Annotated in this window: 19 protein-coding genes; 13 read left to right on the forward strand and 6 right to left on the reverse strand. The window is 64.4% G+C overall.

Annotated features, from left to right (window positions below):
• Positions 1-406 precede the first annotated feature (406 nt).
• Positions 407-1276, reverse strand: a complete 870-nt coding sequence (locus tag EDF74_RS07705) for an NmrA/HSCARG family protein (RefSeq protein WP_123729507.1) — start codon at positions 1274-1276, stop codon at positions 407-409.
• A 30-nt stretch (positions 1277-1306) separates the two neighbouring features.
• Positions 1307-2242, reverse strand: a complete 936-nt coding sequence (locus EDF74_RS07710; protein WP_123729508.1) for an NADP-dependent oxidoreductase — start codon at positions 2240-2242, stop codon at positions 1307-1309.
• Positions 2243-2345: 103 nt separating this feature from the next.
• Here EDF74_RS07710 and EDF74_RS07715 point away from each other — a divergent pair, with 103 nt between their 5' ends.
• A complete protein-coding gene (locus tag EDF74_RS07715; RefSeq protein ID WP_123729509.1) occupies positions 2346-3221 on the forward strand; it encodes a LysR family transcriptional regulator in 876 nt (291 codons plus the stop codon).
• A 20-nt stretch (positions 3222-3241) separates the two neighbouring features.
• Positions 3242-3982 carry a hypothetical protein gene (locus tag EDF74_RS07720; protein ID WP_148045927.1) on the forward strand — a complete coding sequence of 247 codons (741 nt, stop codon included), beginning with the start codon at positions 3242-3244 and terminating at the stop codon, positions 3980-3982.
• A 73-nt stretch (positions 3983-4055) separates the two neighbouring features.
• On the opposite strand, the gene EDF74_RS07725 is transcribed toward EDF74_RS07720, so the two are convergent.
• Positions 4056-4643: a TetR/AcrR family transcriptional regulator gene (locus EDF74_RS07725; protein WP_123729511.1), complete on the reverse strand. Its 588-nt coding sequence runs from the start codon at positions 4641-4643 to the stop codon at positions 4056-4058.
• 179 nt (positions 4644-4822) lie between these two features.
• Here EDF74_RS07725 and EDF74_RS07730 point away from each other — a divergent pair, with 179 nt between their 5' ends.
• The 4 genes from EDF74_RS07730 to EDF74_RS07745 all read left to right on the forward strand — a co-directional run bounded on the left by EDF74_RS07730 (position 4823) and on the right by EDF74_RS07745 (position 8723).
• Positions 4823-5920 (forward strand): alkene reductase, encoded by a 1098-nt coding sequence (locus EDF74_RS07730; protein ID WP_123729760.1) that lies wholly within the window; start codon positions 4823-4825, stop codon positions 5918-5920.
• A 59-nt stretch (positions 5921-5979) separates the two neighbouring features.
• On the forward strand, positions 5980-6768 hold the full coding sequence (locus EDF74_RS07735) for an SDR family NAD(P)-dependent oxidoreductase (protein ID WP_123729512.1): 789 nt from the start codon (positions 5980-5982) through the stop codon (positions 6766-6768).
• 26 nt (positions 6769-6794) lie between these two features.
• Positions 6795-7658 carry an alpha/beta fold hydrolase gene (locus EDF74_RS07740; protein WP_123729513.1) on the forward strand — a complete coding sequence of 288 codons (864 nt, stop codon included), beginning with the start codon at positions 6795-6797 and terminating at the stop codon, positions 7656-7658.
• Between the two features lie 63 nt (positions 7659-7721).
• Positions 7722-8723, forward strand: coding sequence for an NADP-dependent oxidoreductase (locus EDF74_RS07745; protein ID WP_123729514.1), 1002 nt, complete (start codon positions 7722-7724; stop codon positions 8721-8723).
• A gap of 405 nt (positions 8724-9128) precedes the next feature.
• Here the strand turns inward: EDF74_RS07745 and EDF74_RS07755 are convergent, their stop codons facing one another.
• Complete coding sequence (locus EDF74_RS07755) at positions 9129-10595, reverse strand: amidohydrolase family protein (RefSeq protein ID WP_184997125.1); 1467 nt, start codon at positions 10593-10595, stop codon at positions 9129-9131.
• Positions 10596-10778: 183 nt separating this feature from the next.
• Between EDF74_RS07755 and EDF74_RS07760 the strand changes: the two genes are divergently transcribed.
• Positions 10779-11255: an RNA polymerase sigma factor gene (locus tag EDF74_RS07760; protein WP_184997127.1), complete on the forward strand. Its 477-nt coding sequence runs from the start codon at positions 10779-10781 to the stop codon at positions 11253-11255.
• Positions 11242-11814, forward strand: a complete 573-nt coding sequence (locus EDF74_RS07765) for a hypothetical protein (RefSeq protein WP_123729518.1) — start codon at positions 11242-11244, stop codon at positions 11812-11814. The genes EDF74_RS07760 and EDF74_RS07765 overlap by 14 nt, the downstream gene beginning before the upstream one ends.
• Before the next feature lie 292 nt (positions 11815-12106).
• On the opposite strand, the gene EDF74_RS07770 is transcribed toward EDF74_RS07765, so the two are convergent.
• Positions 12107-12748 (reverse strand): hypothetical protein, encoded by a 642-nt coding sequence (locus EDF74_RS07770; protein ID WP_148045928.1) that lies wholly within the window; start codon positions 12746-12748, stop codon positions 12107-12109.
• 174 nt (positions 12749-12922) lie between these two features.
• Positions 12923-13300, reverse strand: coding sequence for a hypothetical protein (locus tag EDF74_RS07775; protein WP_123729520.1), 378 nt, complete (start codon positions 13298-13300; stop codon positions 12923-12925).
• Positions 13301-13509: 209 nt separating this feature from the next.
• Here EDF74_RS07775 and EDF74_RS07780 point away from each other — a divergent pair, with 209 nt between their 5' ends.
• The 5 genes from EDF74_RS07780 to EDF74_RS07800 all read left to right on the forward strand — a co-directional run bounded on the left by EDF74_RS07780 (position 13510) and on the right by EDF74_RS07800 (position 18864).
• Positions 13510-14889, forward strand: coding sequence for an alpha/beta fold hydrolase (locus tag EDF74_RS07780; protein ID WP_260232210.1), 1380 nt, complete (start codon positions 13510-13512; stop codon positions 14887-14889).
• A gap of 123 nt (positions 14890-15012) precedes the next feature.
• Complete coding sequence (locus EDF74_RS07785; protein WP_260232211.1) at positions 15013-15429, forward strand: H-NS family nucleoid-associated regulatory protein; 417 nt, start codon at positions 15013-15015, stop codon at positions 15427-15429.
• An 80-nt stretch (positions 15430-15509) separates the two neighbouring features.
• The gene (locus tag EDF74_RS07790) at positions 15510-16439 is read left to right on the forward strand and encodes a hypothetical protein (RefSeq protein WP_123729522.1); all 930 of its coding nucleotides are present in this window, start codon (positions 15510-15512) and stop codon (positions 16437-16439) included.
• A complete protein-coding gene (locus EDF74_RS07795; protein ID WP_123729523.1) occupies positions 16436-16669 on the forward strand; it encodes a hypothetical protein in 234 nt (77 codons plus the stop codon). The genes EDF74_RS07790 and EDF74_RS07795 overlap by 4 nt, the downstream gene beginning before the upstream one ends.
• Positions 16670-16812: 143 nt before the next feature.
• Positions 16813-18864 carry a TonB-dependent receptor domain-containing protein gene (locus EDF74_RS07800; RefSeq protein ID WP_184997129.1) on the forward strand — a complete coding sequence of 684 codons (2052 nt, stop codon included), beginning with the start codon at positions 16813-16815 and terminating at the stop codon, positions 18862-18864.
• Positions 18865-18912: the final 48 nt, after the last annotated feature.

Genomic DNA, 18912 nt, shown 5'->3' on the forward strand with positions numbered 1-18912 from the left:
CAACGCCTGAATTATGCCAACCCGTGGAGCGGGCTCGGCTTGAATGAATTGTCAGATCTTAACGCCGCAAGCGATAGTCGCTATGGCTGCGAGCGCAACCCCAACCTGCCCAAGAAAAAAGCTCCGTCCGGTGGGGCGCGCCATTCCTTGTACAGGTTGATCTCTGGGCAGCCGGACCCGACTCACAAACGCTAGCGTCGCCCCTCGGCGCGGGCGGCTTGCTGCTCTGCACGCTTGGCCATCCCCAAAGCCGAATCCAGCTGTCGAAGAGCGAGTTCCCGAACAGCAAACAGCCCAGGTTCCGATTCGCGTGTGCTCGACCCCTCTGAGAAGCACACCGCAGCGATGGGGACCATTGGCCGGCAGGTGGACACGAATGCGCAGCCTGCCCAACCAGGTGATGCGATCAGACCTTCGTCGTCGCCTCACGAACGAAGTTCTCATAGGTACGCAGCGGATGGCCGAGGATGGACTCCAGTCGCGCAATCGCACCGTCGGCCGCCTGCATCCCGAACGTCTGGATGCCTGCCATCATCAGGCGCATGTCATAGGCCAGCCACGACGGGCCGAATGCAGCCATCTGCCCTTCGAACGCTGCCACGTCATCGCCCGCATAGACCACGTCCCGACCCAATGCGGTGCTCCATACCTGCGCTACCGACGTGCCCGTCAGTGTCTGGGGGCCGACCAGATCCAAGGTGACGGTGGCCAGCGCAGACGGCGCGCGGTCGCGTCGCAGCAGCTCTGCCACGGCAATCTCGGCGATGTCCCGCGCATCGATCATGGAGACACCGGTGCCACCAATCGGCATCGGGTAAACGCCGTAATCCTCGATCGCCTTCTGGACCATGAACTCGTTCTGCATGAAATAGGCCGGACGCAGAATGGTAGCGGGAATGCCGAGGCTCTCGATCATGCGTTCAACCGTGTACTTGCCGGTAAAGTGCGGCACATTGGTGAACTTGTCGGCATGGATGACCGACAGGTAGACGATGCGCTCGATGCCGGCCTCCCGGGCGAGGTTCAAGGCGATCAGCGCCTGGGTCACCTCGTCCGGCGTCACCGCGTTCAACAGGAACAGCGTGCGTACTGACGAAAGGGCTGCGCGCATCGATGGTACGTCGGTCAGGTCACCAACCACCTCGGTCACACCGTCGGGGAATGAAACCTTGCCGCGCGTGCGAACGAAAGCGGTCACGCCAGCGCCCGCGCTGGCGAGGCCGTGAGTGATGAGAGAGCCGATGGTGCCTGTGGCGCCGGTGACGAGAATGCTCATATGAATCTCCTTCAGGGGATGGAAAGGGAATTAGCGCGAAAAATCCGCGACGACTTTGCCGGCGCGTGAGGTGGTTCGGTTGCGCTCGATGGCCGCAGGAATGTCGGTCAGAGCGATCACTTCGCCCACCTTCGACGTCAGCGCGCCACTGGCGACATCCAAGGCAAGCCGCTCCAGAAGAGCGACGTCCGGCTTGTTCATGAACCAGAGGCCTCGGCGGCCGGGCGGCGTGCGCGCCAGGATGTCCGCCGAGGTCGTGCCGACGATGACGCCATCCTGCGCAAGCACCTGCCATGAGCGGTCCAGAACCGTACCGCCGACATAGTCGAGCACCAGGTCGATGTCGCGCGCGATGTCCTCGAAGCGCTGTGTCTGGTAGTCGATGACATGGTCCGCACCGAGGCTGCGGACGTAGTCGAGGTGCTCGGTGGCGGCGGTGGCGAAGACTTCTGTACCGGCCTGCTTGGCGTACTGCACGGCATACCCGCCCAGCCCGCCTGCTGCACCGTGGATGAGGATCCGCTGACCAGGACGAAGGGCGCCCGCGTGATGGAGGCTTTTCCATGCCGCAACGGCGGCGACGGGCATCGCAGCAGCATGCACGTCGTCCAGCCGATCAGGGGTCGGGGCCAGCGACCGTTCGTCGACGACGATGAACTCGGCATATGCGCCCAGCCCACCCACCGCGCCCATCACCCGGTCGCCAATCTTGAAGCGCCTCGCGTCGGGGCCGACAGCGTCGACAACACCCGCCAGCTCGGCGCCCAGAACGGCGGGCAACTGGAGCGGGAATACCTCCCGCAGATACCCTTCGCGGACCTTCCAGTCGATACCGTTTATGCCGGCGGCGCGAACCCTTACCCGCACTTGGTCCCGTCCCGGAACCGGGATTGGCAACTCTGCCACCTGCGCGGCTTCAGCGCCGCCGTAGCCTTGGATCAGTACAGCCCGATGCGTCATGGTCATGGAGGATCACCCCGGAATAGATTCGATGGAGAGACGATAGGCTGTTGCAATGTCAGAACGAAGACGACACTATGTAGACCCCCCGTTTCACATATGAAACACCATGCGCCTGAATGATCTGGATGACTTTCTTCTGGTAGCGGCAAGCGGAGGGCTCGGCAAAGCCAGCAGGGCGAGCGGCAAGTCCAAAGCGACCTTGTCGCGGCGGATTTCAGACCTCGAAGAACAACTGGGTGTCAGGCTGGTCGAACGTAGTTCGCGAGGGTTGATGCTCACTGACGCGGGTCAATTGCTCGCCAGCCGCATTGAGGCGCCCTTGGGTGAGGTCGCCGAGGCGATGACGGCCACACGCGAAGGCGTGACGATTCCACGCGGTCGCCTACGCATCGCAGCGCCGGTGCTGTTCTCTCAGTTGGCAATGGGAGGAATAGGCGCTGATTTCTCTGCGGCGTACCCGGAGGTGTCTATCGAGGTCGTGGCCGAGGACCGCTTGGTCGACCTGGTTGAAGAGCAATTCGACGTGGTCATCCGAGTCAATCCGAGTCCAGACAGCAACCTGGTAGGACGCTGTTTCGCCAAGGACCGCCTTGTCGTTGTCGCCTCCCCCGGGATGACCGTGCCAGCACCTGGTGCAGTGAGGCAGGTTCCAGGAATCGTCGCTTCGACGTTCCAACCCGGTCTTTGGGACCTCGACCAAGGACGCCTGGTTCTGGAGCCGCTCCCACGGCTCAGGTTCTCCTCGTTCCTGATGATCCGCGATGCTGCACTTGCAGGTGCTGGGGTCGCGCTAATCCCTCAGTCCATTGCCTGGAATCATCTTGCCCGTGGAGATCTCGTGCAGTGGGGCGTCGTTTCCGGTGCAGAGCCGGCGCTCTGGGTACTGCACACCTCCAGGCGCCTGGCAGCACCAAAGGTGCGCGCCTTTGTAGATTTCATGTGCGCCAGATATCCGGATATGTCGCTGGTACTGAAAGGATGAAGTGGCAGGATGCATGCCGAATGACCCCCCTACCCCGTGCGTTGGCAGTCCTGCTGAGCGTGTGCCTGCCGGCGGCGGCGCAGGCCGAACCTGTTTTCTTTACCAGTCATGGCGATTTCTACCGGTCACTCGGCGGTGCCTTGTTTCCGGAATCGGGAACGTCGCTGGCCATGCCTTGCACGGAATCACCCCGGCACTGCATCTGGGTGACCTCCATGCACCAGGCGCTGCGCCGGTACGACCAACCGTTGTGGACCACGCCCGGCGATCTATCCATGACGCCGCCCAAGGGTGGCCTCGATGTTGCCTTTGATGGCCAAGCGTTGATGGTGGGGACGCGGCGCTGGCCCCTGAGCCGTGCCGTGAGCCTGGCGTCATCGCACTGGCGCAGCGAGACGGCGATCGACCCGGAGAACCTGACGGCCGTAACGGCCTGGCAGCGCGGCACGTCGGTTTGCCTGGATATGCGCTATTCCAGCAGTGGCACAGCCGTCCGCTACACAGTGGTGCTGTTGTTGCATGGTGAGCGCCTGTACACGCTGCCACCGCTGTTTGCCACGTGTGCAGCGGTACGGGAGGCGCCCCATGGCAGCTTCAGCTATCCGAGCAACACCTACCTCGGTGCTGAGCAGGAACACCCTCGGACCGGCCTGCAAGTGGACTATGTGTTGTCCGATGGCAAGACACGCATTGCGCGCTACTTGCTGCGCTTTTCCGATCAGGGCAATCCCTACCGCTTTGAAGCAACACGCGGCGATTGACCGTGACGCCACCAACCGCAGCACTGCGGTGCCGCTGGTGGCGGCGGCGAATCGGGTGTTCGCGGGGAAACCCCTAGCGGTGGCTGTTGGGCACACCACCCAGCCGCGCCAGCCCGTCTTCGCGGCACGCATCCAGGATTTCGTCCGCCAGCGGAGAGTCGTCCGGGCAGGACCTGGACAACACCATCGCGCCGACAGCCTGGGCCATCAAGGCGATACGCCGCGCACGCGCCTGTTCGGACGTGGGGCCGTCTGACTGGCCTTCCGGGTAGGGGGATACGGCCAGCTGCGCCTCGATACCTGCCGCGAAGGCCGCCTTGACCGGTTCCGGCTGACGCGCCGCGTCGGTGCACAGCGCTGACATGGTGCAACCCTGGCCTGGCGCGTCACGATGCTGCCGGGAAAGGTAATGGCTCATGAAGCTCGCCAGGTCCATGTCGGCCGCGGCATCGGCCGATTTCGCCAGGCCGCAGCTCGCCGCCTCCGCCATCAGGTCGGCCTTGGAGCCGAAGTGCTTGTAGAAGCCGCCATGGGTAAAGCCAGCGGCCGCCATGAGGTCTGCCACGCCCACACCGTCGTAGCCCCGCTCCCTGAAGAGCGTGGAGGCGGTGTCGACGATGTGCGCCCGGTTGGCCTGCGCCTGTGCCTTGGTGACCTTCATGACTCGTTGTCTCGTGCCGCTCTGCCGCGATAGACCCGCACTCTACCACGGATAGATGACCATCATCATCAAACCATTGACATCTAAGATTATGGTCATCATCATTGCGACACTTCCAGGCGATGCCACTGCCGGCCCGCCCGCGCCACCCCCTCAACGACCACGACCCCGCACCCGCCATGACGATCTCGACACTCTTCCAGCCCTACCCCCTTGGCCCGCTGACCTTGGCCAACCGCATCGTGATGGCACCGTTGACGCGCAACCGCGCCGGTGCCGGTCTGGTGCCCGGTCCGCTCGCCGCCACCTACTACGCCCAGCGCGCCTCGGCCGGCCTGATCATCACCGAGGCCACCCAGATCTCGGCGCAGGCCCAGGGCTACCAGGACACGCCGGGGCTGTACACGCAGGATCAGATCGATGGCTGGCGCAAGGTCACCGACGCCGTGCACGCGCGCGGCGGACGCATCTTCGTGCAGCTGTGGCACGTGGGCCGCATCTCCCACGTGGATCTGCAGCCCGGCAACGCCGCGCCCGTGTCCGCCTCGGCCATCCGGGCGCAGACCAAGACCTTCGTCCACAACGGCTTTGTCGATGTGTCCGAGCCGCGTGCACTGGAGATCGACGAACTACCGGCCATCGTCAACGACTTCCGTCAGGCCGCCGCCAATGCGATCGCCGCCGGGTTCGATGGCGTGGAACTCCACGGTGCCAACGGCTACCTGCTCGAACAGTTCATCAAGGACGGCGCCAACCAGCGCACCGACGCCTACGGCGGTTCGATCGAAAACCGTGCGCGCCTCCTGCTGGAGGTCACTGCGGCCGTGGCAGCCGAGATCGGCGCCGATCGCACCGGCGTGCGCCTCTCGCCGGTCTCGCCGGCCAACGCCATCGCGACCATCAGCGATCCGCAGCCGCAGTACGACTACATCGTCGATCAGCTCAGCGCGCTGGGCATCGTCTACCTGCATGTGGTCGAAGGCGCGACGGGCGGCCCGCGCGATGTCGCCCCGTTCGACTTCGACGGCCTGCGCCGCCGTTTCACCGGCACCTACCTGGCCAACAACGGTTATGACCTGGAACTGGCCAACGCGCATCTGGCCAGTGGCAAGGCCGACCTGTTCGCCTTCGGCCGTGCCTTCATCAGCAATCCGGATCTGGTCGAACGCCTGAAGACCGGCGCGCCCTTGAACGCCCTGAACCCGGCCACGTTGTATGGCGGCGGCGCGGAGGGCTACACCGACTACCCCGCCCTGAGCGACACGCTCGCGCAGTAACTCCGTCGCCATCGCCGCGCTGCATCCCCGTTGCCCCATTACATTTCAAGAGACACACCATGAGCCTGCTTCCTGCTGTCCTCATCACCGGCGCCTCCAGCGGCATCGGCACCGTTTACGCCGAACGTTTCGCGCGCCGCGGCCACGATCTGGTACTGGTCGCGCGCGACACGGCGCGGCTGGACGCACTGGCCGCGCGCCTGCGCCACGACACCGGCGTTGCCATCGACGTACTTCCGGCCGACCTCACCCAGCGCGCCGACCTGGCCGCCGTTGAAACCCGCCTGCGCGACGATGCCCGCATCGGCATCCTGATCAACAACGCGGGCATCGCCCAATCCGGTGGCTTCACCGAGCAGTCGGCCGACAGCATCGAACAACTGATCACGCTGAACACCCTCGCCCTGACCCGCCTTGCCGCTGCCGTTGCACCACGGCTGGCCAGCGCCGGCGAAGGCGCGATCGTCAACATTGGCTCGGTGGTCGGCCTGGCGCCGGAGTTCGGCATGTCCGTCTACGGTGCGACCAAGGCCTTCGTGCTGTTCCTGTCACAGGGACTGAGCCTGGAGCTGTCGCCCATGGGCGTCTATGTGCAGGCCGTGCTGCCTGCGGCGACACGCACCGAGATCTGGGAGCGGGCCGGTATCGACATCAACACGCTGTCGGAGGTGATGGATGTCGGCGAGCTGGTGGATGCGGCACTGGTCGGCTTTGATCGCCGCGAGACCGTCACGATTCCACCGCTGCATGTGGCCGAACGCTGGGACACGCTGGACGCATCGCGTCAGGGCCTGCTCTCGGACATCCGGCAGGCGCAGGCGGCGGAACGCTATCGCCCCACTGAGTGAAACCCTGACCCCACAGGTACGCGACCATGATGCTTCCCAGCACGCCCCCCGACTCCAGACGTTCGTTCGAGAGTGCACCGACCCGCTCGCTGGAGGTCGATGGCACCCATTTCGCGTACCGTGAACTGGGGCCGCAGCACGGTTTCCCGCTGGTCATGCTCAACCACTGGGGCGCGGTGCTCGACAACTTCGACCCGCGCATCGTGGATGGCCTGGCCAGCAGGCATCGGGTCATCGCCATCGACTACCGTGGCATTGGAGGATCAGGTGGCAAAGCACCGGTAACCGTCGCGGAAATGGCGCAGGACACGATCGCGCTGATTCGCACGATGGGCTTGGGCCGCGTCGATCTGCTCGGCTTTTCGCTCGGCGGCTTCGTTGCGCAGCAGGTGGTGCTGGACGCGCCTGACCTGGTGCGGCGGCTCATCCTGACCGGCACCGGGCCGGCGGGTGGCCGCGGCATCGACCGGGTGGGCCGCGTGTCTTGGCCCTTGATCCTCAAGGGCCTGCTGACGCGGCGCGATCCCAAGTACTACCTGTTCTTCACTGCCAGCGCCCGCAGCCGACAGGCGGCCACCGCGTTCCTGCAACGGTTGAAGGAACGCACGAATGATCGCGACAGGCCAGCCTCACCCGGGGCGCTCCTGCGGCAACTGAAGGCGATCACCGCGTGGGGCAGGCAATCGCCCCAGGACCTGGGCGACATCCGTATCCCGGTACTGATCGCCAATGGGGACAGCGACATCATGGTCCCCACGCCCAACAGTGGCGATCTGGCCCACCGCATTCCCGATGCGTCGCTGGTCCTCTACGACGACGCCGGTCATGGCGGGATTTTCCAGTATCACGCTGAGTTTGTACGGGACGCGCTGGCGTTCCTCGATAACTGATGCGCCCACTACGTTCCCCGCCCCGCAACCCGACGGCATCCCTCAACCAGAGACACACCGCCCATGAAAGCCTTCCTCATCGACCGTTATGGCAAAAAGGAGACCGGCCGCATCGGTGACGCGCCGCAGCCGCCCCTGCGCGATGACGATGTTCTCATCCGTGTGCACGCGGCCAGCGTGAATGCACTGGACACCAAGATCCGGACAGGCGAATTCAAGTTGATCCTGCCCTATCGCCTGCCGCTGGTTCTGGGCAACGATGTGGCTGGGACGGTGGAGCGTGTCGGTGCCGGCGTACGTCAGTTCAAACCGGGCGACGAAGTGTATGCACGCCCCGACGATGATCGCATCGGCACCTTCGCCGAGTTCATTGCCATCAAGGCAACCTCTGTCGCCCTCAAACCCGGCAACCTGGGCATGGTGGAGGCCGCCTCGCTGCCCCTGGTCGCACTGACCGCATGGCAGGCGCTGGTCGAAACCGCCCAGCTCAAACCAGGCCAGAAGGTCTTCATCCAGGCCGGCTCCGGCGGCGTCGGGACGGTGGCGATACAGCTGGCCAAACATCTGGGCGCTTTCGTTGCCACTACCACCAGCACGGCCAATGTCGGGTGGGTAAAGGCATTGGGGGCGGATGTCGTCATCGATTACAAGGAGCAGGATTTCGCCACCGAACTGGCTGATTACGATGTGGTGCTCAACAGCCTCGGCAAAGATGAGCTGACCCGCTCGCTGAAGATTCTCAAGCCGGGCGGGCATCTCATCTCCATCTCCGGACCGCCCACGCCCACCTTTGCCACTGCGCGCGGGCTGGCTTGGCCACTCAAGCAGGTCATTCGCCTGCTCAGCCATGGCATCCGCAGCAAGGCCAGGCAGAAGGGCGTGACCTACACGTTCGTGTTCATGCGGGCCAGTGGGCAGCAGTTGGGCGAGATCACCTCGCTGGTGGAGGCTGGTGCGATCCGCCCGGTCATCGACAGGGTCTTTCCGTTCCAGGAGACCCAGAGCGCCTTGGCCCATGTCGAGAGTGGCCGGGCCAAGGGCAAGGTGGTGGTGGAGATGCGGTAGGTCGCAGGCGATCCAGAACCTCTTCTACCTGCGGTTAGCAGCGCTCCTGCTCCTGCGCACGTACCTCGTCCCTCCCATAACCGCGCCCGATGTCCTCGAGATCGGATGCGCTGGGCGGCATATCGAGTTGATCGGCCAGCAGCCCGGGCAGGTCGGACGTGGTCGACAGGCCGCTGCGCCAGCGTGGGGACCAACGATCCAGCAGAACGCCGTACGCCGGCCCGGTCACGGCATCAACCAGACGACGGCAATCGCTACGCCAGGGAGAGTGGGGATGGACATCCTTCTCATTTCAGGCGCGTCTCCTTGACGGTCCGATGGCAGGTTTCCCGCCGATTCTGATTCTCGCGACGATGGAATGTTATGTCACCGCGTTGATACGGCGGGATCTTAGAGCAACAACCTTTATCGCGATGGGGCCAGGTCCACGGTACCAAGAATCTCCTTCGGGGTTCCAGACTCTCCATCACTGAGGATCAGTGTCAGGTTCCGCAGTCCCCCAAGGTCATCAAGCGGGTTACTCCCGAAGAACACGACATCTGCCTCCATGCCCCGCTCGATACGCCCTGTGCGGCTGCCGATGCCAAGCGCTTCCGCTGCATCCGACGTCGCCAGTCGCAGCACAGCCCACTGACTGATGCCCGCACGCCGGTGAAGCTCCAGCTCGCGGCTGTATGCCGGGCCTCCGCCATTCCCGTCAGTGCCCACCAGAATGGGTACGCCCGCAACATATAGCCTTCGGGCAAGTTCAAGCACCTTCGGCATCACTGCCCTCGCCTGCCGGTGGTCCTGCTCAGTCATGCGCGGCAGGAAAGACAACAGGGCCTCGAGGTTGGCCGGATGGACGTACATCCGGTCTTCGGCCGGAAGCACGCTGTCCAGACGATCACTGTTGTAAGCCAGCTCATTCACCCCCAGCGTCGTGCTTACTACTACGCCGCGCTGGGCCAGCTCGGCGAGCATCTCCTGTATGAGTTGGCCATCGAAGTCAGCCAGTTCAAACCAGCGGAAAAGATAGCGCGCGTCTGCGCCACGCTCTGCAAGGTAGGTGGCGCGCTGTTCGGGTTCAAGCAGCGCTGCACTGGTGGGCAGCGTATGTTCCAGGCCATCGATGCCGAGCCGCGCCGCCTGCGTCCAGCTGATGGCATCCAGATGAGCGATGGCCTTTAGACCGTTACGGTGCGCCGCCTGGATGCCCAGGTTGAGTTCATCGGCATCCAGGCCGCTGTAGAGCTTGAAGTAGCGCATGCCCATCTCCGCCTGCCGTCGGGCCTCCGCGTCCCATGCGGCCTCCGAGCGCGGATAGGCGAACGCGCCACCACCAAAGGGGGGAGGCTGGATGACCGAGCCGGCGTGAAGCGCCTCTGGACCACGCCAGGCGCCACTCCGGATCTGCGCGTCGTAGCGCGCGTTCGCCGCAGGATCGCCGCCGGGGTTCCGGACGGTGGTGACGCCAAAGGCAAGCGCGACTGCTGCGTTGTGCCGGGTGATCGCATCGACACTCGGGATGATGATGACGTTGGCGCCATCTATCACTTCAATGCTGTGGGGGCCAGAAGTGATATGGGCATGTCCATCAATCAGCCCAGGCAAGGCGTAGTGTCCCGTCATATCCACGGCGCGCTGCGGGGCCCGGCCCTTCCACTCCCCCGTCCCGACGGCTGCTATTTTTCCGTGGGCAACAAGGATGTAGACGTTGTCCACCACACGTTCCGCAGTGGGATCGAGTAGAGCGAAGCCGTGGTAGAGGACGCCCGTTGGTGCCAGGCTTCTCGTTGCATTGGATGCGCAGCCGACGAGGAATGCGCAGAACAGTGGAATGGCCATCCACCGCTGCACCTCTGCGACAGGTTGTCTCATCTTCGCCTTCATCATCGTGTCCTTGTCTGAGGGATTCGCCGGAACCTGCTCACCGTGAGCATTCCAGTCCCTTGGTAGTAACCTCCGCGAACCGGTTTCTTACTGCTCAATCAACTCAACACAGCGTGTAAGAAATCGTCTCCCCCCGACGACTGTGGGTGTGTAGCCCATGGAGACTCCGCCCTGATGCACCCCTTGTGGTCCGACGTCCAGCAGCATCTGCCCCTGATATGGCGGGCGGTGCGGGCCTACGAGCGCGACCCTGCCGCGCAGGAGGACCTGGTGCAGGAAGTGCTGCTGGCCGTCTGGCAGGGATTGCCGCGACTGCGTGACCCTGCCCGGCTTCGCGCCTACATGCTTCGCATCGCGCATAACCTTGGCGCCAGCCACGTACGCCAAGCCGTTCGCAACCCCGAACATCCGCGCGTGGATCCAGACGCCTTGGCGTTGATTGCCTATGCATCCTCCGCCCCCGGCGATGCGGATACGCAATGGCTGCTGGACGCGCTGCGATTGATTCCGCTACCCCAGCGCCAGGTACTCCTGCTGCAGCTGGAGGGCTTCGATTACAAAGAGATCGCCGGGATGCTCGGCATCAGTACCGACAACGTCGGTGTGCGAGCGCACCGTGCCCGCAAGGCACTACAGGATATCCACGATGGACATCAATGACGACGCGCTCCGCACGCTCTGGCAACGCCAACAACCTCCGTCAGACCTTGCCGACACGATGGCGCGAAAGGTCCGCAGGCACCATCGCCTTGAGAAGCTGCGCCGCGCCCTCGATATCGCGGTGACGATCGGTGGCATCGCGCTGCTCACCTGGCCTGTAGCCGGCGGCGGACTGTCACCTGGCCAATGGCTGCTGATCCCCTTTTTCTCGGTGTTCCTCATCACGAGCTGGAGCATTCTGCTGCGACAGGGGTGCGATCAGCGGGTCGCCGCCCATCAGCCGATGTCGGTGTACGTGACGATCCGGAAAGTGCAGCTGCGCAACAGGCTGCGGCACCTGAGGCTGGCCCGAATGGCCTACCTTGCGCTATGCGGCTACGCGCTGGTCAGTGTGGTCACCTGTTACCTGGTCGCAACCGCCGATTGGCAGCAGGCCGCCCTCCGCCTGGCAGTGTGGGCCGTCCTCTGGGCCCTCGGAACCTGGTGGCTGGCCAAAAAGCAGCGGAGGGCTACGCGCGAGCAGTATCGCCAGATCGCGCGACTTGGCGGTAAACGATGATGCGTCGCCCATGGCAATGAGCATGGGCTGTTCGAAAGCCTCAAGAGCACCCATTGGGCACAACCGACCGACTGCCATTTCCGAGGGACAGCCCGCCATGGTGTGCAGGCCCCTGCTCGCACCCTCTGCATGCTGACCTGCACGGGCGTCCATTCACTGGATATCAGTGGTCCTGTGGAGGTGTTCGCGCTGGCCAGCCGCCAAGCAGGGGAAGACCGCACTGGCAGTGGCCTCGCCTGATCCCCATCTGCCGTGTGCAGACATGCCGGACGACACCGATACCCTGGATGCACTACGGCTTTGCCGAAACGACCTCGACGCTCTTGACGTTCTGATTCCGACACGTCGAGTAGCCCACGGACTTGCCAGACGTGAATGTGATCGAGCCAACCTGCTGCGCCAGTACGAGCGGCGCGTTGATCTTCGGGTACGCCGCCAGGACCTTTGCACCCTCATCCAGTGCATCAGCGGAACCGGCGCCCATGTTGCTCAATACGTCACCAAGCGAAATTACACTGACCTTGCCGGGAGCGACGCGAAACACGGGCGCGCCTTCGGAATAGCAGTTCTCCATCACCACATTGCCTTGAAGATCGCTCCTCGCTGCATACGCATAGTCGCCTGGCACCACCGAATGAGCACCGAAACGCAGCGTCGTGGAGACGCTCTCGGGCTTCTTCAATTCATCGACAACGAACGTCCCCGCGCCAGCGTCAAAAACAATGGAAAACCATTCGGACTGAAAGGTTGACGACTGCATGTCGACCCTGCTGAAAAGCAAGGTGTAGCTGCCCACGACCCGCTCGGGCAGCTTGTCCACGGCTACAACCACGAACGCACTGCCATCGCTGCCATCGAACGTCGTTTTCTGATCGACGGTGGCGCACCCGCTGAGGGATACGATCGAAATCAATGCAAGAACTGCGGTCCTCATGACGCCCCCTGATTCGTTCCGATGAAATGGATCAGCCCGGGGGGATTGTAAGCCACGAAATCCTTATCGGTCCGAAGCGGGACCGCTTTGGGCCAAGCTCAGAGGACGTCGGTCGATCTCCGCAACCCGGAATGATCAACCGTCGCCCAGCAGACGGCCCCCGCTCTGCTCCGATCAGCGCCAGCCGCGGTTGTGGTTGCGGCGGTCATGGTCCCAGCGACGCTGGTCATGACGACGATCGTGGCGGCTGGTGCGCTCGTAACGATGGTCGCGGTCATAGCGGCGATCGCGATCATGGCGATAGTCGCGGTTGTCGCGGCGATCCTTGGTGGTCACATTGCCGATCGCGCCGCCGGCCACAGCGCCGCCAGCGGTCATCATCGGGTCGCCGTTGGACAGCACGTGCCCCGCAACGCCACCCACGACGGCACCGACCAGTGTGTTCCTGTCCTTGCGCGACAGCGCGGAGGCATCGCCAGCGGCGATGACGCCAGCGGTCAGAGCCAATGCCATGGCCAGGCCACGGAAGCTGAAAGCGGTTGAGGTGAGCATCGTTGGATCCTCCAAACGTATCGGTGTGGAATCGAATCTGGTGGCCGAAGATTGCCGGAACATTGCGTACCCTCCACTGAACCGCCCCCTGTTCAGGTTGGAGTCCGGCCGGTCGATGCGAACGCCATCCGGACGTTACTTCCGGCATTCGCAGGATGAGTCGGTAAAGCCGCATCGTCACGCTCCGTCTACCGATGAGTCAGTCGCCCATGCTTCGCGCCGCGCTATATGTTGTGTTGCTGGTCGCCCTGCCCTCACTGGTCCATGCAAGAATCCAGGCTTCTGCCGTGTCGTGCGACGATGCGGCGCCGTCGCCGCAGCTGCGCGACTCGCGCTGCATGACCGTGCAGGTACCCCTGCGGCATGCCGAACCGGACGGCGAAACGATCTCGTTGTTCGTTCGTCGCGTTCCGGCAGCGACCGATCTTGCAAGACGAGGAGAGGTCTGGTTGCTGTCCGGCGGTCCCGGCGAAGCCGGCGCCTCGCTGTATCCGATGCTGTCTACCTACCAGCGCGCGTTCCCGGGCTTCGACCTGGTGATTGCCGATCACCGCGGCACTGGACGCTCATCGCGGATCTGCCCGGTTCAAGAGGCACCCGACAGCCCAGACGGTGTGGGGCTTGCCGGGACCGAATGGGGGCCGTGCATCGGGGCGATGTACGCCAACCCCACGCGGACCATGGCGTTTTCCATCACCGAAGCCGCGCAGGACCTTGGTCTTCTGATAACAAGCCAACGCGGCAGCGGCGAGTTGCTGGTATATGGCGTTTCCTACGGCACCCAGCTCGCGCTGCGGGCGTTGCAGGTCGCACCCTTTCCGCTGGACGGACTCATTCTGGACGGCTTGGTGCCACCCGAGGCAACCCAGCAGTGGGACCTGAGCCGGCGCACGGCACTGGTGGACGAGGTCGGCCGTCAGGTGCTGCGCGGCCCTGATGTGGCGGCGTACTCGCAACTGCTTGCGTCTGGACCTGATGCGTCTTGGCGTAAGCAGGTGCCCGGCGGCGACCTGCGCCGGTTCTATGGCGCGCTGCTGAGCTTCCCGGCGCTGCGCGATCGTATTCCACAGATGACGCGGGACCTCTCCCGCGGCGATGCCCGCTCGCTGGAGCGCACAGTGCCCGACTGGAATGCCGCATTGGCGCAGCTCGGACAAAGCGGGGACAACCGCCCTGCCCTGCCCCTGGTGATGCTGATCGCCGCATCGGAAAACAATGCGCGGCCGGAGCTGACCAAGGCCATGGTGGAGGCCGAGGAGAAGGGGAAACTGTTCATCAGTCCGATTCCGGGCTTGCTGGTCGACAGCCCGGTGCCGCCCTATCCGCGCGACGCGTGGTTCGGCAAAACGCCAACCGGCCTGCCAAAAACGCTGGTGGTGCACGGCACACTGGATCCGAACACGGCTTACGCTGGTGCCCGCGAGCATGCCGCCGAGCTCGCCAGGACCACGGCACTGACATTCCACACAGTAGACGGTGGCGCGCACCTGCTGGCGTTGGTTGCGCCATCCTGCTTCGCCAACGCGGCGCGGGCCTTCGTTGAAGGGCGCAAGGTGTCCCAGCGGTGCACAGAACCGAAGGGGCCCTGATCCTGGTCGAACGGCTTGGCGCCAGCGCAACCGCTGTTCCAGGCAGCATCGCGCGCGAAAAGATGACTTCACACCGGCATTTGCTATGGTGCCCACCGACAGCCCCCTCTTACTTGGAATTCCATGCCCCGCAAGCCCTCCACCGCCTCCTCCGCATCAACGATGAACGCCACCTTGGCAGCTGCGGTCGCGCGATCGGGAATGGATGAAAGCGCGCTGCTGCGGGCCGCCACGAAGGAGGCGTTCGAGCGCGCACTCGTGCTGCTTACCGCCTCCTACGCCGATTTCAGCCCGGAACAACAGCGCAGGATCCGGGCAGCGGTGGGCAGCGAGGGATCGGCCAGCGCCATTGCACGCGCCAAGCCAGCGAAAGTCCCCCGCGAAGCGCTGCCGCCCCGCTTCTGGCTGCCGCACAGCGGTGCGACCTGGTCCGGCCGCGGGCGCATCCCCGGTGCGTTCCTTGCGTGGGAGGGCACCGTGGCGCACACCGAATGGAAGAAGACGCACCCGGATCAGCGCTTCCCGTCCTACCCGGGCTGAGCAGGCACCGCGTTTGGCGACGCAGGGCGACTGATCGAAGCGACTATGATGGTCGCCATTGAACGAAGCAGTGGTTGCACATGAGTCGCGGAATCAAGATGCGCAAGGCCGTGGGGACGCACGGCACCCTGCACCGGTTGGTCGACCTGCAAAAGCGGCATGACGCGCAGCAGACCCTGCCCACGTTGCTCTGCGATGGCTGCGCCGTGCCGGTCCGATTCGTCCCCGCGCACGACAGGAGCGGTGCCGACGGCGACTTTCCCGCCTCGGTTCCTGCGTATATCGCGTTGAACAAGGGGACTGAGCACCTGCCAGGGTGCCGCTACAACGCCCCCTCACATCACCAGACCCTGCTCGCCAGCGGAACCGATCCCGAGTTCCTGCCCGCCTTGGGTGATGGCGCGTATGAGCTGCGACTGTTGATTCTCCAGCAGGCCCTGAAGCGCCGCAGCGCCGGACCGACCCTGCTCCCGGCCGACGCGCCACTCGACGGTTACCTGCGCACCCTCACCGACCTGCTGATCCTGCAGGCGATGTGCGAGGAAGACGCGCTGCTGACCTCGCAATTGACCCTGCGCCTGGGCAAGAAGCGGGTCGACTGGGCGAATTTCCTTTACGGCCAGGACCGCTACGACGAAGCATGGGAACGGCTGGGCACGGCATCCAGCGAGCTGCCGCTGGCGCTGCTCGGGACGGTGCGGTCACATCGCACGCCGCAGCCCGGTGATCCCCATGGCGTCACCTTCCTCAACTGTGCTCCGAAGTATCAGCAGACCGGCGTGACCGACCGCAGGGACTTCTACGAAGTGAGCGTCGGGCACGCCGATGCGGCATGGCTGAAGTCCTTCCCGGTGGGCGCGGAGATCGTGATGTTCGGGCTGTGGCGCCAGGGCAGAAGCAGCACCGCCTCACGGCCGCACCCGACCGACCCGCGCCGGACCATCACCAGCATCACCCACAAGGTGGCACTGCGGCCGGTGGTTGCTGGACAATTGGTCTTGGTGGAATGAAAGACAAGCCCTACTGGTTTGTCGCGCGGTCCCATGGCTGGGGATGGGGCCTTCCGTGCGCCTGGCAGGGATGGGTGGTTTACGCCATCGCGTTCGCCCTTCTGGCGGCCGGGCCGTTCGTGTTCTCGCCCTTCAAAGAACCGGTGGCATTCCAGGTGTGCACGTGGACGGTCGTGGTAGCGCTCGTCCTGATCTGCTGGAAGAAAGGGGAACCGCCGAGCTGGCGCTGATAAAGGGGACACACAGCAAACGTATCGTTACATTTCAAATGCGAATGGTTCGTGATACGATTGTTAAGAGTTGTTGAAATTCCCCACACGGACGTCCCCAAGCCATCGCCAGCGGACCCCTTTTTCCCAGGAGTACTGCGTCGATGTTGCCCCCCTCTCCCCGTTCCCGCCGTTCCGTTGCCACCCTGACTGTCGCCATCGGCCTTGCCCTGGCGAGCCAAGCGCACGCAGATGCCTCCGCAGATGCCGCCTCGGCCAAGCAGATGGACACGGTCGTCGTCACCGCCACCGGCGCCCAGCAGTGGATCAAGGACGCCCCCGCCAGCATCAGCGTGATCACCCGCGAGGAGATCGAACGCAAGCCGGTCAGCAGCATCGGCCAACTGCTGAGCACCGTTCCCGGCGTGACCGGCGGCTACGCGCTGTCAGGCGCGCAGTCCAAGATCCGCCTGCGCGGCCTGCCCGAGCAGTACACCCTGATCCTCATCGACGGCCGCCGCCAGGGCAATTCCTCCGGCGTGAACTACCGCGATGACCTGGGTCCGCAGGATCTGAACTGGCTCTCGCCGGACATGATCGAGCGCATCGAGGTGGTCCGCGGGCCGATGTCCTCGTTGTACGGCTCGGATGCGATGGGCGGGGTGATCAACATCATCACCCGCAAGATCGCCGACAAATGGGGCGGCTCGGTCACCTTCAACTACAGCAAGCCCGATTCCCCGACCCGCGGCGATACCACCCAGATGGGCGCGCTGTTCAGTGGTCCGCTGACCGAGAACCTGGGCCTGCGCGTCGGTGCCAATGTCACCAACCGCGAATCGGATACCGGCCGCCGCCAGACGCCCGGCAACAAGGCCGAGAACGCCAACGCCCTGCTGAACTGGCGCGTCAACGATGACCACACCGTGGGCGTTGAAGCCTCGCGTGGCGAGCAGCGCAACAGCGGTGCCGGCGCGGTCGGTGCGTGGGGTCTGTCCAAGCTGGTGCAGACCGGCTACGTGGTCATGCACGATGGTCGCTACGGCGATGCCGCCACCTCCAAGACGACGCTGGTGCAGAACGATTACGAAGACAAGGGCAGCGCCGTCGGCAACCACTCCAAGGAGACGGTGTTCGATACCGCGTTCACCCGCAGCTTCCATTGGGGCTTCGAGCAGAGCCTGAATGTGGGCGGGCAGTGGAAGCGCGAAGAGTTGAAGAACGGCGACACCATCGGCACCGTGCCGGTCACCTGGACCGGTACCGGGCGGATCAGCCCGGTCAGTGAGGCCGACTCCTGGGCGCTGTTCGCCGAAGATCACATCACGCTGCACGAGCGCTTCATCCTGACCGTGGGCCTGCGTTGGGACAACACCGACAATTACGACGACAACCTGAGCCCGCGCGTCTACGGCGTCTGGCACCCGTCCGATGACTGGACTGTGCGCGGCGGTGTCTCGCAGGGCTTCCGCGCGCCCACCCTGAAGCAGGGCACCGCGGGCGCTGCGACCCAGTCCGGTGGCAACGGCTGCACCGCGTTGACGGTGGAAGGCTGGACCAACCGCTCGATCAGCGCCGATGGCACCACCGGCTGCTACATGGCCGGCAATCCGAACCTGGAACCGGAAACCAGCACCAACTACGAGCTGGGCGTCGGCTACGACAAGAACGGCTGGTCGGCCTCGGCCACCTACTTCCTGACCGACTTCGATGACAAGATCCAGCAGGTCCCGCTGCGTGACATCCCCGGCCAGACGACCAGCTTCGTCAACGGATTCTGGTGGACGGTCGCGCAGAACATCCAGAAGGCCCGCACCCGCGGTGTCGAAGCCAGTGTCACCGTGCCCCTGCATGAGCGACTGAACTGGGTCACCAACGCCACGCGCATGCTGGAATCGAAGAACCGCACCACCGGCGCCAGCCTGCTGGTGGTGCCCAAGCTGACCGCCAATACCTCGCTGGACTGGCAGGTGACCGATGCCTGGTCGCTCAACCTGAGCGCGCAGCATATCGGCGAGCAGCTGGTGTCCTCCACCAGCGCCACGTTCGCCAAGGCGTACACCACCTGGGACCTGGTCACCGGCTACGACGTCAACGAGCACCTGACCGTGCGCGCGGGCGTGCTCAACCTCGGCGATGTCTCCACCATCGAGGAAGGCAACAACTACGACGGCGGTGCACGCACCTTCTTCGTGGGTGCCACGGCGCGGTTCTGACCGTGCCGGGTCGAGTGCAGACCTGAAGCAACGAAGGGGCGGCGCGGA

The sequence above is a fragment of the Stenotrophomonas rhizophila genome (assembly GCF_003751305.1).
Classification (GTDB): Bacteria; Pseudomonadota; Gammaproteobacteria; order Xanthomonadales; family Xanthomonadaceae; genus Stenotrophomonas; species Stenotrophomonas rhizophila_B.